Source organism: Algoriphagus marinus (assembly GCF_001936475.1).
In the GTDB taxonomy this organism is placed as follows: Bacteria; Bacteroidota; Bacteroidia; order Cytophagales; family Cyclobacteriaceae; genus Algoriphagus; species Algoriphagus marinus.
The window spans coordinates 59,815-75,396 of sequence record NZ_MSPQ01000018.1; the positions used below are offsets into that span (position 1 = coordinate 59,815).

At 38.8% G+C, this 15,582-nt stretch carries 14 protein-coding genes; 5 read left to right on the forward strand and 9 right to left on the reverse strand.

From position 1 onward, the window contains the following. Positions 1–10 precede the first annotated feature (10 nt). From BVC88_RS20055 to BVC88_RS20095, 9 genes are read right to left on the reverse strand one after another with little or no spacing between them, the layout of a single operon-like run. Entirely contained in the window at positions 11–769 is a 759-nt protein-coding gene (locus tag BVC88_RS20055) for a DUF6090 family protein (RefSeq protein WP_075352523.1), read from the reverse strand. Next, positions 766–1,524, reverse strand: coding sequence for a DUF6090 family protein (locus BVC88_RS20060; RefSeq protein ID WP_075352524.1), 759 nt, complete (start codon positions 1,522–1,524; stop codon positions 766–768). The genes BVC88_RS20055 and BVC88_RS20060 overlap by 4 nt, the downstream gene beginning before the upstream one ends. Position 1,525: 1 nt before the next feature. Continuing rightward, positions 1,526–2,269 (reverse strand): DUF6090 family protein, encoded by a 744-nt coding sequence (locus tag BVC88_RS20065; protein WP_075352525.1) that lies wholly within the window; start codon positions 2,267–2,269, stop codon positions 1,526–1,528. Further along, positions 2,266–2,997: a DUF6090 family protein gene (locus BVC88_RS20070; RefSeq protein WP_075352526.1), complete on the reverse strand. Its 732-nt coding sequence runs from the start codon at positions 2,995–2,997 to the stop codon at positions 2,266–2,268. Before BVC88_RS20070 ends, BVC88_RS20065 begins: the two co-directional genes overlap by 4 nt. Position 2,998: 1 nt before the next feature. Continuing rightward, positions 2,999–3,781: a DUF6090 family protein gene (locus tag BVC88_RS20075; protein WP_075352527.1), complete on the reverse strand. Its 783-nt coding sequence runs from the start codon at positions 3,779–3,781 to the stop codon at positions 2,999–3,001. Between the two features lie 40 nt (positions 3,782–3,821). Next, a complete protein-coding gene (locus tag BVC88_RS20080) occupies positions 3,822–4,640 on the reverse strand; it encodes a DUF6090 family protein (RefSeq protein WP_075352528.1) in 819 nt (272 codons plus the stop codon). 4 nt (positions 4,641–4,644) lie between these two features. Further along, entirely contained in the window at positions 4,645–5,412 is a 768-nt protein-coding gene (locus BVC88_RS20085) for a hypothetical protein (RefSeq protein WP_075352529.1), read from the reverse strand. Between the two features lie 7 nt (positions 5,413–5,419). Beyond that, positions 5,420–6,118: a DUF6090 family protein gene (locus BVC88_RS20090; protein ID WP_075352530.1), complete on the reverse strand. Its 699-nt coding sequence runs from the start codon at positions 6,116–6,118 to the stop codon at positions 5,420–5,422. Positions 6,119–6,145: 27 nt separating this feature from the next. After that, positions 6,146–6,889: a DUF6090 family protein gene (locus BVC88_RS20095; protein WP_075352531.1), complete on the reverse strand. Its 744-nt coding sequence runs from the start codon at positions 6,887–6,889 to the stop codon at positions 6,146–6,148. A gap of 227 nt (positions 6,890–7,116) precedes the next feature. Between BVC88_RS20095 and BVC88_RS20100 the strand changes: the two genes are divergently transcribed. The 5 genes from BVC88_RS20100 (at position 7,117) to BVC88_RS20120 (ending at position 15,395) form a co-directional block, all read left to right on the forward strand. Beyond that, complete coding sequence (locus BVC88_RS20100) at positions 7,117–10,374, forward strand: S41 family peptidase (protein ID WP_075352532.1); 3,258 nt, start codon at positions 7,117–7,119, stop codon at positions 10,372–10,374. Positions 10,375–10,441: 67 nt separating this feature from the next. Continuing rightward, positions 10,442–11,104 (forward strand): hypothetical protein, encoded by a 663-nt coding sequence (locus BVC88_RS20105; RefSeq protein WP_075352533.1) that lies wholly within the window; start codon positions 10,442–10,444, stop codon positions 11,102–11,104. Between the two features lie 13 nt (positions 11,105–11,117). Continuing rightward, entirely contained in the window at positions 11,118–11,444 is a 327-nt protein-coding gene (locus BVC88_RS20110; RefSeq protein ID WP_075352534.1) for a hypothetical protein, read from the forward strand. 537 nt (positions 11,445–11,981) lie between these two features. Beyond that, positions 11,982–13,610 (forward strand): long-chain fatty acid--CoA ligase, encoded by a 1,629-nt coding sequence (locus tag BVC88_RS20115; protein WP_075352535.1) that lies wholly within the window; start codon positions 11,982–11,984, stop codon positions 13,608–13,610. Between the two features lie 153 nt (positions 13,611–13,763). Then, positions 13,764–15,395: a M28 family peptidase gene (locus BVC88_RS20120; protein ID WP_075352536.1), complete on the forward strand. Its 1,632-nt coding sequence runs from the start codon at positions 13,764–13,766 to the stop codon at positions 15,393–15,395. The last annotated feature ends 187 nt before the right edge of the window (positions 15,396–15,582 follow it).

Sequence of the window (15,582 nt, forward strand, 5' to 3'; positions counted from 1 at the left end):
AATAGCAACTTTACAGTCCAAGTTCCTGATCGATTAATTTTCGGATTTGCTCCAGGTCTTTCTGCAGGTCATTGTATTCTAAAATTGCAATCTGATTCCAATTGGTATTCATAATGCAAAGATTTTGATATTCAAGTTCTTGAATCATTTTTGCATAGAAATCTTTCACTTGATTTTCGGTGTAGAAAAGTCGTTCGGAATTTGAATTTGTTATTGGAAAATTTACTATCGTCAAGGGCAGATTGCGTTCGAGGTAGGGCAAAAATTCTGTCGCCACAAACCGAAAATGATTATCCTCTTCCTCACGCACATCCTCCACTGCCTCCGACCAGGAAGCAAGTCGGTATTTGAGGGAATCATTTGAAATCAAATTGATCTGTCCGGAGGAAATTAAGCTGTTGATTACACCGTTCGGTGCATTAAGGGTGGTATTTCCAAGGTTTAGAATCGGATGATAAGCTATTAAGGAATCAATCATTCCCGATTTCATGAAATCCAGTTTCCTTGAAAAAAAAGTGATGGATAATTCTCGTCTATTCCGGGCGTCATCAAGCCTTTTCGCCTGATCTGTAAATTCCTCTTTCAAATCCTGCAAGGCCTTTTTTTCGGCTTTTTGATTCGTTCGCTCGAGGTTCCAATTATTGACTTGTAGGGCAATCAGAATACCGATCACCACCAAAAAAATCTCACCTAGAGCATAGATAACATAGCGGCTTATCTTGCTTTGTGAGAGTAGTTTTTGGCGGATTTTGCGGAAGATTGAGATCACTGTTCAGGGAGTTGGTTAGGGTTTGTCTCGGAAATAACTTTATCACTAATCTCCCGAAGTACATATAAAGCATCCAAATAATTGGCTATTCCCCAGGCATGACTGTCTAGTTGGTTTTCAAACTCCAATTCCTGAAACATTTTATGTGTCTGTGAATCGAATTTTGATTCTTCTTCCCAATTCAAAAAACCATAGCGGTCGATATTTTTCAGGGAAGTGTTCTTCATCAAATAAGGCAATAGCAATGTTTGAGCTGTTTCATCCAAGGTTTCGAAGCTTTCGTCCTTTTCCCCAATCTCACTGTTCCATTCAAAAATTAGCTGTCGTAAGTTTTCGGATGAAATAAGGTTAAGATTCCCAGAAGAGATTAAATCTTCAATTGCAGATTGGGAGGTACTAATGTCCCGGAAACCTAGACTTCGCTCGATGAGACTATCCAAATTGTAAGCTTTCAATACCGAATCGGGCTTTTTAAAAAGTTTCATAAGATCCTTGGTGGTGCCTAGAATGGCTTCGTGCAGTTGGATACTAGCTTGTATTTTTTCCTTATTGCCTACAAACTCCGAATGCAGGCTTTGAAGGATTAATTTTTCTCTGTTGATATCTTTTCTTTGCTCATTCCAGGTATTGATTTGCAGAGCTATCAAGATACCTATGGTGACAAGTACAATTTCCCCAAGAGCATAGACCAGGTATCGTGTCACCCGGTTTTGCTGAAGTAATTTTTGGCGGATTTTTCTGAAAAATGAGATCATATTAAGGAGCAGTTGCCTTCAAGATATTTTCAATCAATTCAATCGAATTTTCATACTCATTTAAAAGTAAAACGCTCGTGGTGTATTTGTCATCAAGGACATTTTCGAAAGTGATGTCGGACAATAATACAGAATTACTTAACTCAAATGTTGACCTAGAATACTGTTTTCCTCGAATCTTCAAGTATCCGGAATCCACATTTCTCATAGAGCCGTTTTCCTTGATATATTCCAACATTGAATTGCTACTTCGAAGATCATCTACAGCAAACTCAATCACATTTTCATAGTGTCGCTCCCATCCAAATAAAAGGGACTGTAATTGAGGATTAGAGAGTTTGGAGATTTGGCCTGAGTTTTTGAGATCATTGAGTACATAGGAGCTTGGATTCCATGTCATATTGATCAGGGCAAGACTCAATAGACTATCCAATTCATCGTCTGAAGGTAGATCCCTAGAGTTTATTAAACTTAGGACAAGCTCCTGGGCACTTACCATCTTTTTTATTCGACCAATGTCATAGTTTAAGGAATTCAAATTTTCCTCAAATTCAGCGTGTAATGCTTGAATTATCTGTTGTTCTTTAATTGCTTCCTTTTGAGTTTCATTTCGGTTATTGACCTCTAGGGCGATTAGAATTCCGATTACGACAAGCAAGATCTCACCCAAGGCATAGACCAGGTAGCGTGTCACTTTATTTTGGGAAAGGAGTTTCTGGCGGATTTTTCTAAAAAATGAGATCATCGGTTGTTTAGATATGCGTTAATAGCTCTCTTTAAATTTTCATTTTTTTCTGCGACTCTTTCAGCATTGGTTCTCATTATTCTCAATTTCACTCCTGATTCGAATAGAATTTGCCTGAGTTCTTCATTTTTAAACTCTTCAAAAAATTTTTCATCGTTAACTAAATCAAATTTCAAGCGGTCGGTGTTTAATTGCTTTCCAAAATTCAAAAGTTGTTTTTCTGCCATAAAGGGTCTCACTACTCCCTCAATAATATCATTGTGTTTGAGAATGGTATTTTCCAACCATTCTATTGTCAAGTAATGGTCCAAGAGCAGTTTCTTTAACTCTTGGTCTTTTACCTCATTGGGAAGGTTAGAATTATTTTTTTTGATCGTCAAAATATTTGGCTCTGAAGCACGAATCAAATCAAGGTTGCCAATGGATTGTAGAGGTATTTTATTTTCTGAAAGGAGGACCAAATCCCTGTGTACGGCAAGGATTTTATCTGTTCTGGACATGATACTATCCAAGCTTAGGGAATCTGTTTTAATATTTTCTAAAGCGTATATTAATTGTTCCCGCTCTCTTGCACTCTCTTTTCGACTTTCATTCCAATTGTTTACTTGTAGGGCGATCAAAATTCCAATGACAACCAAAAAAATTTCACCTATGGCATAGGCTAAATAGCGAGTGACCTTGTTTTGAGTTAGGAGTTTCTGGCGGACTTTTCTGAAAAATGAGATCATTCTATATTTTTTTATTCAATTCTTCCTCTATCATCTGAAGTGTTATTTTTAAAAAGTCTTTTAAGTTTAATTCGTTGACTGACACGTAATCATTGTTATGCTTGTGATGCCAAATTTGATTCTCAAATTCTAAATATTCCTCCTTAGCTATATTGAACTTAAATGGGGATTTTTCCTCGTAGTTCTGGAGATATTTTTTCTTGTCAAATGGAAGTTTTTTAGTGAGCTCTCCATTTGCTAAGGGGAAACGTTTCATTAAAAAAGGCATCATGTTCATGGTATAATTATCAGATCTAAAAAGAATATCTTCTTCCTGATCTATTAAGAGTGTCAACCAATTTATAATCTGAGTGCGCAAAGCATCATTCTTAAGTAGAGTTAATTTTCCTGAATTGACGATTTCACTAGATACTCCTGTTTGAGCATCAAAAGAATTAAATGTACCAACCCTCACGAGCAGGTCATCCAACAAATCAGAATCATCTGCGATAGAATTGGATCTTATTAATTGCGTGAGCTGCAAACATGCCTCAGTTACTTTAGTATTGATAGTGATACTAAAGTTTAATTCCTCCAGATTATTTTCAAATTCATCTTTTAGCCCTAAAAGAATTTCTAATTCTTCTTTATTCTCAATTCGCTGCTGATTCCAAGTATTGATCTGCAAGGCAATCAAAATACCAATTACCACAAGGAAAATCTCACCTAGGGCATACACTAAATACCGTGTGACCTGATTTTGGCTGAGTAGTTTCTGGCGGATTTTTCGAAAAAAGGAGATCATCGGTTTAATTTTTTAAAAGCATAAATCTTGGAAAGTAGGGTCAATTATTCTGGTCATGATCAATCTTGTATTCTTTCTCTATATCCTCGAGTAGTTTTTCAGCGGATTCTTTTGCCCAAGAAATATAAAAATTGTAAGTCTTTAGATCTATCTGAAAATGTGCAATTTCGTTGAGATAGTCATCCAATTTCAACTCATCCGGCTGTAGCAATTGAAGATCTTTTTGCTGGAGTAAATCAGAGTAATCATAGCCTGGTTCAAAACTACTATCATTTATGGAGTCAAAGGATTGGATATAAGTATCTAATCCTCTAAACTGGATAAACTTTTTTTGCATGTTCTTCATATCTACAAAACCTTCACCTGGATCATAATCGAGGACTGCGAAAGATTTCCTTTCGTAGTAATCCGATAAGTCTTGGACCAATTGTCGATTATCAATGAGCTGAATTGTTCCTGAATTAATCAATTGGTCATAGGCAGTTCTATTTAGGGTAACTTGACTGTAGTCCTGTCCATATTTTAAGGCGAAGTAATAGATGTATTTTGTTTCATCTTTCGCTTCAATTGTATTGCTTATTGCGATTCTCAATGAATCCAATCCAACAAGCCGGTCCAAATTCATGGCACTGTTTCCTTGACTTCTAAGTATATCATATTTCAAATTTTCAATGATCTCTTTCATAGTAGACAGTTCCTGAGACTGGGCCTTTCTATGTTCATTCCAGTTATTCACCTGAAGTGCAATTAATATTCCCATCACCACCAAGAATATTTCTCCAATCGCATAGACTAAATATTGGGTTACCTTATTCTGTGAAAGGAGTTTTTGGCGGATTTTTCTGAAAAATGAAATCATGTGTTTAAAGCGTTTTTAAGTAATCAGAGAGATCTTGCATCAGCTTCTCTGAATCAGTTTTAGCCCGCTGAAGAAAAGAGATATGCAAAAGATGGGATCTTACGATATTCTTGGTCTCGAACTCGAACTCTTCGGAATTTCTGATTTTGTCCAAGATCATCTTGAATTCTGAATCAGAAACTTTCAGTTGGACGGGTATAATTTCCTTGTTCCCAAAGCTGACACTCATTTCCTCGGAAAGAACCTGAAGTAGGGAGGTCAGTGGTAAAGCATCTATCCCTTTGGGGAGGTAGCCTTTCCACATTCGGTCAATGTATTCGTCAAACCAGTCCTCAGCAACATTGCCGTAATAGCTGCTAGTTGCATTAAAAACCGCTTTGTTCCTGATAATGCTCGCATTACCTGTACTGATCAAATCCTCAAAGGTATCCTTGTGAATCACAGGTCGATTAGTCCGTCCGATGGTTTGAATAGATAATAAAAAATTTGCGGTATCTCGGATAAAAGGTTTCTCAGCAATGACAATTTCATAAAGTGCTTGGGACTCCTCAAATCGAATCTTTGTGTTTTTTAATTCAATATGGAAGCCGGCCGTGTCCTTAGCCAAATCCTCAATTAATCTGCTGATATACTCTTTCTCCAAGGCTTTGGCCTTGTTCTGATCATTCCAGCTGTTTAAGGCGTAAGCGCCTAAAATACCAATGGTAATCACCAGAATTTCCAGAATGTATTCCGGCCATTTTTCTTTAAGGATGGAGAGGATTCTTTTCATTAGTTGCTTATTCGTTTAACTCCTGATCTATCATTGCAATCACCTGTTTTATCTCTTCGATTGCATCCCCATAAACTTCTATTCCTGCTTTTCGAAACCTGATAATTGTGCTCAGGATGTTTTGAAATTCTTGACTTTTTTTGATTGCTTCAAAATCGTTTGGTCTAGCACTTGGAAAAGATGCTTCATTAACTCTTCTAATATTTTTGGAAGAGTAGGGCATAAAGACCGATTCAAAATAAGACCATTCCACATGGTCATAATCATCTTCTACAAAAGTTAAGATTCCGTCGTAAAGACTTACAATGGAATTTCGAAGTGCTTTATTCTCTATGAGATCTATACCCTGCGACTTTAGGGATTGATAGGCTGAAGATATTGCATAGGGGCTTTTCCAGCCGCCTAATGTTACAAAACAACTATCGAGTTCGATGGAATAAGGTTGATTTTCATGAATATAATATTCAATCCTTTCTGCATTACGGATGCTTTGGGCATTGAATACAGTATCCTTTTCAAATTTTTTGATGGTATTGATGAGATCCTCTCGAATGTTGGATAACAGTATTCTTTCTTCTCGCTCACTCAATCGACTTTCATTCCAATTATTCAGTGCAAAAGCTCCCAAAATACCAATGGTAATCACCAGAATTTCCAGAATGTATTCCGGCCACTTTTCTTTAAGGATAGAGAGGATTCGTTTCATTTTGATTTTGGTTAAAGAGTTAGAATCTCATTTTTCTAATTCTTTTAAGATCACTTCTTTTAATGTCTGATTTTGGGTTAGGACTGTTTCGATATTTGATTGTGTGTTTTTGGTTTTTATAGAAACTTCCAAAAGCAATTGTTGAAATTCGGGTGTTTTGGAAAGAAGGATAAGTTCTTCTCTATTGACAAAGTCAAACGGTGTCCCTCCCTTTACACTATTATCAGTGCTTTCAAACCAGGAAGATAATTGAAGGGCTTTTTTGTCTGCCAAATAGACCCGAATCCTCTTTTCCAGCAATTCGGCATATTCTAAATAGGTAATATCAAGGTCTTTTAAGTACCTGGAATAGGTGGTAATTTCTTTTCTGATAGCCTCATTTGATATTTTGTCAGCAACAAAAGGATCATTCTTTATCGCGATAGGATTATAATAAATCAGGAGCCTGATTGCATTGGGATTTTCGACCTCCAAGTCCATACCCTTAACTCCGATTTCATACAGGACTTGATGGAGCTTATTTATTTTGGCTAAGGTGATAAGGTTGTCTTGGAAAGAGAGCGAATCTGCCCTTAAATCCTGAACGAGATTTTTTAAAACAGCCTGCTCGTTAATTCTAGCTTTGCGAGCCTCATTGCTATTATTGATCTGCAAGGCAATAAGAATCCCAATTACTACCAAGACAATCTCCCCAATCGCATAACCCAAGTAACGCGTGACTGTGTTAGCCTCAAGAAGGGATTGGCGGATTTTCCGGAAAAATGAAATCATGGTTAAAAAAATAATTTTTTAGGAGGCTTAAATAATCATGTTTGTATGATCAAAATACAAGATCAAACTTGGATTAAGTAAATCGATGGCTGATTTTTTCTATTTTTTTTAAAATCTTGGATTCGAGCCTCTATTCAAGACATGGAGAAATTGAATTTTATACCAAAAGCATGGCGAATTCTATCAGAACAATTAGATTGAATCTTTTCTAATGAAATCTAGAAACTATGTCAAAATTCATCCTCCCCCTATTACTTCTCATCTGCAATTTTTCCATTGCACAAACTACTCCAGGCTATTTTATGCATCCGGATCTCAAGGGAGATCAATTGGTCTTTGTCGCCGAAGGTGACATCTGGAGAGTGCCTACTTCTGGCGGAAACGCTATAAGATTGACTTCGCATCCCGGTGATGAATCTGACCCAAAAATTTCCCCAGATGGCAATTGGGTCGCTTATGCTGCCAGCTATGAAGGCCCAACAGAAGTCTATTTGATACCGATCGATGGAGGGCTTCCTAAGAGACTGACTTTTGAACCGGCAGCCTCAATTCCCACCGCTTGGAAATCTGCCACGGAAATTGCCTACGTCACCAATCAATATTCCACGCTCCCTAAACTCAACACAGTTACTGTCAATGTAACCAGTGGAGCAAAGCAACTTCTTCCATTGGAAATGGCCGCTGAGGGAAGCTTCTCTGCAGATGGCTCTACTTACTTTTTTGTCAGACCAACATTTCACAATAACGTTACCAAGCGCTATGAAGGAGGAACTGCCCGCCAACTTTGGAAGTACAGCACAGGAGCTGTTGAGGCAGTAAAACTGACGAAAGATTACAAAGGCGAGGATCATCATCCGGTACCACATCAAGGAAAAGTATATTTTCTTTCCTCTCGCGATGGCATCGTGAATGTCTGGAGCATGGATGAGAATGGCGGGTCACTGGGCCAAATCACCAAAGAACCAAGTTTCGATGTTCGGGAATTTTCGATTTCGGGAGATCAACTCGTTTATCGGGTCGGCGCAGATCTCAAATTGATGGATTTAGAAACAGGATCCTCAAAGACTCTAGCCATTCAGCTCATTTCTGATTTCGATCAGCTACGGGAAAAATGGGTGGAAAACCCAATGTCTTACTTAAGTAACATGGCAGTGTCCAATGATGGTGAACGAGTCGTAATGACTACGCGAGGCCGGGTTTTTTCTGTTCCGGTAAAAGATGGTAGAACCGTCCGTTTGAGTAGAAAAGATGGTGTCCGCTACCGCGATGCGATTTTTTCCCCGGATGGAAAATCGATTTTAACCTTCTCGGATGAAAGTTCGGAATTTGAAATTCATGAGTACAGCAGCCTAGGAATGGACCAGGGAAAGCAAGTTTCCAAGAATGGAACAACCCTGAAATTTAGTCTGCTTCCTTCCCCTGACGGAACCAAAATAGCTTTCCGGGATTTGAATGAGACTATTTGGGTGATGGACAAAGCCACAGGAGCTCAGACCAAAGTGACTGATTCGGATGAAAGCATTACCTCAAGCATGGCTTGGTCGCCTGATGGCAAATGGCTGGCGTACGCACAAGCCGCAAGTAATACCTTTTCGCAAATCCATGCATTCAATATTGACAGCAAGAAGCGAATAGCGATGACCTCCGATCGGGCAAACAGCCTAAGTCCACAGTGGAGCACTGATGGAAATTGGTTGTATTTCCTTTCTGATAGAAATTTCCAATCTAAGATTGGAAGTCCTTGGGGAACACGTCAGCCGGAGCCTTTCTGGGAAAAGCAGATGAAAATCTATCAAATCGGTTTAAAGAAAGGCTTGGTTTCTCCTTTCTTTTTCAACAATGAATTGCAAAAGGAAGCGGAGAAAGCTCCTGAAAAAGTGACGGTAACTATCGAGGAAAATGGAATTCAAGCAAGACTTCGGGAAGTGCCAGTACCAGCAGGAAATTATACCAATCTCATTGTGACCGACAAGGCACTTTATTACCATGAGATTGGCCCAGGAATGGGTGTAATTTATGGAGCTGGAGCCAGCGGTGATGAAAAAGCGCCACTCATGATGCTTCCAATATCCAACAAGCCGGAACCAAAAGCTTTTATTGATAATGTTCGCAACTATTCCGTCTCGCTAAACAACAAATATATCGTTGTCCGAAGCGGATCAAATTATTCGGTAGTGGAATTGGGCACATCCCCTGTTTCTGATTTATCCAAAACCAAAATGGATTTCAGTGGAGTCAAATACTCCATCGATCCACGAGAAGACTGGAAGCAAATCTATACCGATGCATGGAGAATGGAGCGGGACTATTTCTATGATGCCGGAATGCATGGCGTAGATTGGGATGCGATGTATCAAAAGTATCTTCCTTTGGTAGATCGGGTAACTACACGAGCAGAGCTTTCGGATGTGATTGGTGAATTAGTGGGCGAACTTTCCGTGCTACACACTTCCGTACGAGGGGGTGACCTCAGAGACGGGGAAGACAATATCAATTTCGGGATGCTAGGTGCAAAACTTGGTAGAAATGAAAAACTGAAAGGCTATTCCATCGATCATATTTACTTGTCTGATCCAGACTATCCGGATGAAATGTCTCCACTTTCCCATCCCGATTTAGCAATTTCTGAAGGAGATGTCATCACACATATTGATGGAGTAGCAGTGATGGAAGTGCCGGATCTTTATTATTTATTGAGAGACAAGGCAGACAAACAAGTTCGGATCTCGCTACTAGCTGCAGATGGCAAGGCCAAATCAGATCAGATTCTCAAGCCCATGTCGGCACAAGCTGAGTCCAACCTTCGCTACAATGAATGGGAATATAGCCGAAGGCTGGAAACGGAAGCTAAATCTGATGGGGCGCTAGGATATGTACACCTTCGTGCGATGACCGAGGGAGATATTGGGCAGTGGTACCGTGACTTCTATCCTCAATTCAAGAAGGAAGGCCTAGTCATCGACATGCGTCAAAACCGCGGTGGAAATATTGACTCATTCATTTTAGAGAAATTGATGCGGGAGGTTTTCTTCTACTGGAAAGGCAGAACCGGCGAACCGTATTGGAACATGCCGTATGCCTTCCGTGGTCATTTGGTTTTGCTGGTAGATGAATTTACAGCTTCGGATGGAGAAGCTTTCGCCGAAGGCTTCAGAAGACTCGGTATGGGCAAAGCGATCGGTGCCAGAACTTGGGGTGGAGAAGTTTGGCTTTCAGGTTCCAATACCTTGTCTGACAATGGCATCGCTCGAGCGCCGATGAATGGTGTTTATGGGGCTGAAGGGGAATGGTTGATCGAAGGTGTAGGGTTTATTCCGGACATCGAAGTGATCAATATGCCAAAGGCGACTTTCGAAGGAAAAGATGCGCAATTGGAAGCTGCGATCGAGCATTTGAAGGCCTTAATCAAGGCTGATCCAAGACCTATTCCTCAAGCGCCGGCCTATCCGGATAAGAGTTTTAAGAATGGGAAAGGGGATAATTAAAAAATAGGCGCAATGGGTCTATTTCATGTTGAATGATATTTTAGAAAACCTTTTAAAACATATTACTATGGACGTAAATAAATTAAGAACACCAGAAGGATTAAATCAATATTTGAATAAGGAAATAAGAACATTGCCAATAAAATTGCCTGATTTTATGTTACAAATATTTCTTTGGCAAAAAGTTAAATTTGACTTTACGTACAATGAAGAAATAGCAGAGAGATTATTCGAAGATAAAGACAAAAATATTTTAGCTATTAAAACAACAGAGGCAACAACAATCCTTCTTATTGGATATTTACACATCCCAGATGACTTACATATTAAAACGCCATCCTATTCAAAAATAATTTCTGATAAAGCTAAGGAACTTGCAACGGAGTTAAGCAAAGTTGCAATTAAGAACAATTGGAAGGACAGTCAAATATTTATAATTAGTACCTTTCGACTTTCAAGTTATAAAAAAAATGATTTATCTCAATTTCCGAATAAAGCAAAATATTTCTACTTAGTAAACTCTGCTGATGATAGGGACAAATTTTATAACCTAGCAAAGGATACTGAAACAAATGAGTTTATGGAAAGTGATATTTTGTTGAAAAGTCTTTTAAAACGAAGAGAAATGAATAATACAAAGCCTGAATTCTGGAATTGTGAAATATGTGGTGGAAATAATGAAAAGGGTTGCCTTTATTTTGATCCAACTGAATGTCCAAAATTTTCTTAAAACAAGTTTAGATATGTTAACACTCAATGAATTCCATCAAATATTAAAATCTTGTAGTTTTAAATCAGAAGTTGCCGAAAAAACTGATAGTTATATTTTTAATTTTACTGAGATTTATATTTTTAGAGACGGAAAGCCACTATGTATTTATGAGTTGATTCAAGATAAAACTACCTTTAAGTTTATCTTTGGAAATTTATTTCAGAATATTTCAACAAGCGAATTCAAAAATGTGACTATTATGATCCAAGATGATGATAGATTCCCAATTGTTGTCAATTCTTATTATCTGTCTAGTCAGTCTGGGCAAGGTCTTGACATTACATTGATTGCACAATAGACATAGTCATTTTGTTTAAAAAACAGTACACAAAATGCCACCAGCCGCAATGCGGGTGGGTTTCAGAAGCATGCATTGAACAAGTTTAAGAAGAGATAAAGAAAGGAAAGATACAACAAGTAAAACCCAAACCAGCGGCTGTAGGCCCACGGATAAGATGAGATAGCTCCATTTGTCCAAGCATATCTTACAAAAAAGATTTACCTGTCGCTGATACGACAATTGAGTTGGATTCATATATAAGCTACTATTCCTATCGAGGTACTAACCTCGGCTAGTTCCTCAGGCGCCGGCCTATCCGGATAAGTCATTTAAGAATGGGGTAATAAACTAGTTTTGACCTTACAGATGCTGGTTCAAGTGAAAAGAGGAAATTTATGTTCTATCTGAAATTTGACATGAATTTCACCTTCCCGAAAAAAAGGAGGCATACGAGATATCCGCAATTGTGGATATCTTATGTTGGAATTCATTTAATCTAACTATTCTGGAATAAGTGAAATACTATTCAATACTAACACTCTAAATTTTTGAAAAATGGAAGGCTTAATGATGAATTATCCACTCACGACCACTACTATTCTGGAGTATGGAAACAGCGTCTATCATCACAAAAAGATAATCACCTATCTGCCGGATGGGTCGCGGCATGAGTATAGTTTTGGTGATATGTATAGACGCTGTAAAAAGTTGGCCAATGCTTTAACCCAGAAAATAGGAATCAAAGAGGGCGATATGGTGGGGACTTTTGCATGGAATCATGGTCCACACGTAGAATTATACTATGGGATTTCTGGTGTAGGAGCTGTCTGTCACACTATAAATATTCGATTGTCAAGCAACCAGATCGAATACATTATCAATAACTCGGAGGATAAAGTGATTTTTGTGGATGCCACTTTAGTTCCTCTTTTGGAAAAAATTGCTCCTCTGCTCGAAACTGTAACGCATTATGTTTTACTAAATGCACCAAAAGATTTCAAGACCACTTTACCAAATACACAGCATTACGAAGAGTTACTGGCAGACCAATCAGAAGATTTTGAGTGGCCTACGATAAATGAAAATGATGCCAGTGGCATGTGTTACACCAGCGGAACAACAGGCTTGCCAAAAGGGGTTTTGTATTCCCACAGATCCACATTTTTACATGCGACAACGATTATGTCCCCAAATGCAGGAAATTTTAGCAATCGGGATACGGTTTTATTGATTGTCCCACAATTTCATGTCATGGCTTGGGGCTTTCCATACTTGTGCCTCTTATCCGGCTCAGACATGGTACTCCCCTCTTCCAACTTACAGCCTGAAGCTATAATTAAGATTCTCATCGCAGAAAAAGTGAATAAGGCCAACGGCGTTCCAACCATATGGCTGGGCGTGTATCATGCCATGAAAAAGAATCCTCCTAAAGAAAAATTAGCACTCGAAGAATATCTTGTTGGTGGTTCTGCCCTACCAAAAAGCCTGATTGAAGGTTTTGAAAAGGATTTCGGAATAAGAGGTGTCCAAGCTTGGGGAATGACCGAAACTTCACCTTTGGGAACAGTAAGTCGATTACAGCCTAAACATGATGACTTATCAGAAGATGAAAAATTAACTATTCGTGCAAAACAAGGAACTGCATTTCCGGGAGTGGAAATCCGAATTGTAAAAGACGACGGGACTTTGGCTCCGACGGATGGCAAAACCATGGGAGAACTGCAAATAAAAGGTGCTTGGACCGTAAGCTCTTATTTTAAAACGAATAATTCTGAAAGCTTTACTGAAGACGGTTGGTTTAAAACTGGCGATGTGAGCACAATCGATGAAGATGGCTATATGGAAATCAAGGATAGGACCAAAGACCTTATAAAAAGTGGAGGGGAATGGATCTCCAGTGTAGCTTTGGAATCTGCCTTAATGGCCCATCCTAAAATTAAAGAAGCTGCAGTAATCGCAATACCGGATGAAAAATGGGTAGAAAAACCTTTGGCTTCAATAGTCTTAATGGATAAGGATGATAAAGTTTCAGATGACGAATTAATTGAGTTTCTATCTAGAGACTTTGTAAAATATCAGATTCCCAAAGACTATTTTTATATCAATGAAGTGCCAAAAACCAGCGTGGGAAAATTTGACAAAAAAGAAATCAGAAGACTTTTTGCAGAAGGAAAACTTCATTAATTAGAATTGCTAGCTATTCAAACAAAATACCAAACTTGGACATACCAAATTACTTGTTCTCAACTCCTCAAAACATGTCTGAGGCACCAATAATTATCAGGTTCAGCGTGATATTTTTCTAAGAATGGAAAAAGGATTTAATCTCAACAGCAAATGAAAAAACAATTATTTATCCTTTTCTGGGCCATTTCCTTTGGGGCTTTTGCCCAAAAAGTGAACGTCCCAAGCTCTGTCAAGCGAGCCATGGATCAAATCGATACAGTCACGATCCGAAATCACATTGCCTACTTGGCAGATGATAAACTGCTAGGCAGAAAGCCCGGAACGGAAGGTTATCAGCTAGCCGTGGATTATGTGGTCAATGAATTCAAAAAAATGGGCGTGCAGCCTGGCGGTGACCCTGGTCAATACACCCAAAAGTTGATTTTGAGAAATACGGTTGTCTCTAATTCCAGCGCGAAAGCTTTCCTTTCTGATGTGCAAGAAAATATAGATTCGCTGGTTTTTGGGACTGATTTTCTCCCTTATGCCAATCCTTTGGCTGCTCAAGCTACTGGGGAAGGAAAATTAGTTTTTGCGGGTTACGGCGTAGATATTCCTGGTTTCTATTCCGATTATGAGGGAATTGACGTCAAAGGAAAAGTAGTGGTCATGGTGGCAGGCGTTCCCGATGGAATTCCAGCCTCCACCTTGGTTTCGCATTTCACCAGTCCGGGAAATAAGCTAAACATTGCTTTTGAAAAAGGGGCAATTGGGGCGATTCTGGTATATCCAATGAATTCATTTCCGAATCCAAATCCTGTCATTCAATCCAATGTGGCTTTGAATCCTGAGAAGACAGTGGCTTACGGAAGAGGCTTTAACGGAAATCTGAATTTTGCCTTGACTTCCAATCGAGCTTTTCTCAATCGCCTCTTTTTAAACTCAGGCAAAAATCTGGAAGGGACTTTGGAAGCTATCAAAGCTCGAAAAAATTCCTCTTTTGAATTTCCATTTTCCCTGACCGCAAGCTATACGAATAACTTTTCGGAGTTTGAAAGTGAAAATGTGATTGGTTTGATTCCGGGTTCTGATCCCAAACTGAAGTCAGAATATGTTGTTCATTCAGCACATTTGGACCATGTTGGTATTGGTCGAGTAGTTGATGGAGACTCTATTTATAACGGTGCACATGACAATGCCTCAGGTGTGGCGGCCTTGTTGGAGATTGCCCGGATTTATGCTAAAGGCGGAGCAAAACCGAAGCGCTCGATTCTGATCGTGATGGTTACAGCAGAGGAGATGGGCTTGGTAGGTTCCTCCTATTTTGCTTCTAATCCAACGGTTCCTAAATCTGCGACCGTTGCCAATGTGAATACCGATATGCCTACAGTGATTGCGCCTTTACTTTCGATAGTTCCTTTGGGAGCGGAGCATTCGAGTATAATGGGCAATGTAGATTTCGCTGCGGATTACCTGGGATTGGAGATCGAAGCAGATCCAGAGCCAGAGCAAAATCGATTTGTAAGAAGTGATCAATACAGTTTTGTAACTAATGGAATTCCTGCTTTGCATATCAAATATGGTAATAAGTCGAATATTCCCGGCTTTGATATGGATGCCTTCATCAAGGAATGGCGGGCAAAATACTACCACCGTGCCGCTGATGGTATAGATGGAATCTTCGATTTTGCGGCTGCTAAAACCTATGTGCAGCTCAACTTTCTGATTAGCTATTCTATTGCTCAAAGTCCAAACCGACCTACTTGGAATTCGGGGGATTTATTTGGGAGTAAAAGAAGATAAAAACAACTGAGGGAGGTTTCGACTTAGCCTCCCTTGACTTTTTATTTCTATAACGTTTCTGTCACTAAAAATCTGTTCACTAAATTTTTACAAACAATTAAATTTCAACTGGTTAAAAACTACAATGTTATTTTGCGGTCATTAATTTAAATTTTAATGAAATAATTAAAGTTTTTAATTTTTTTAA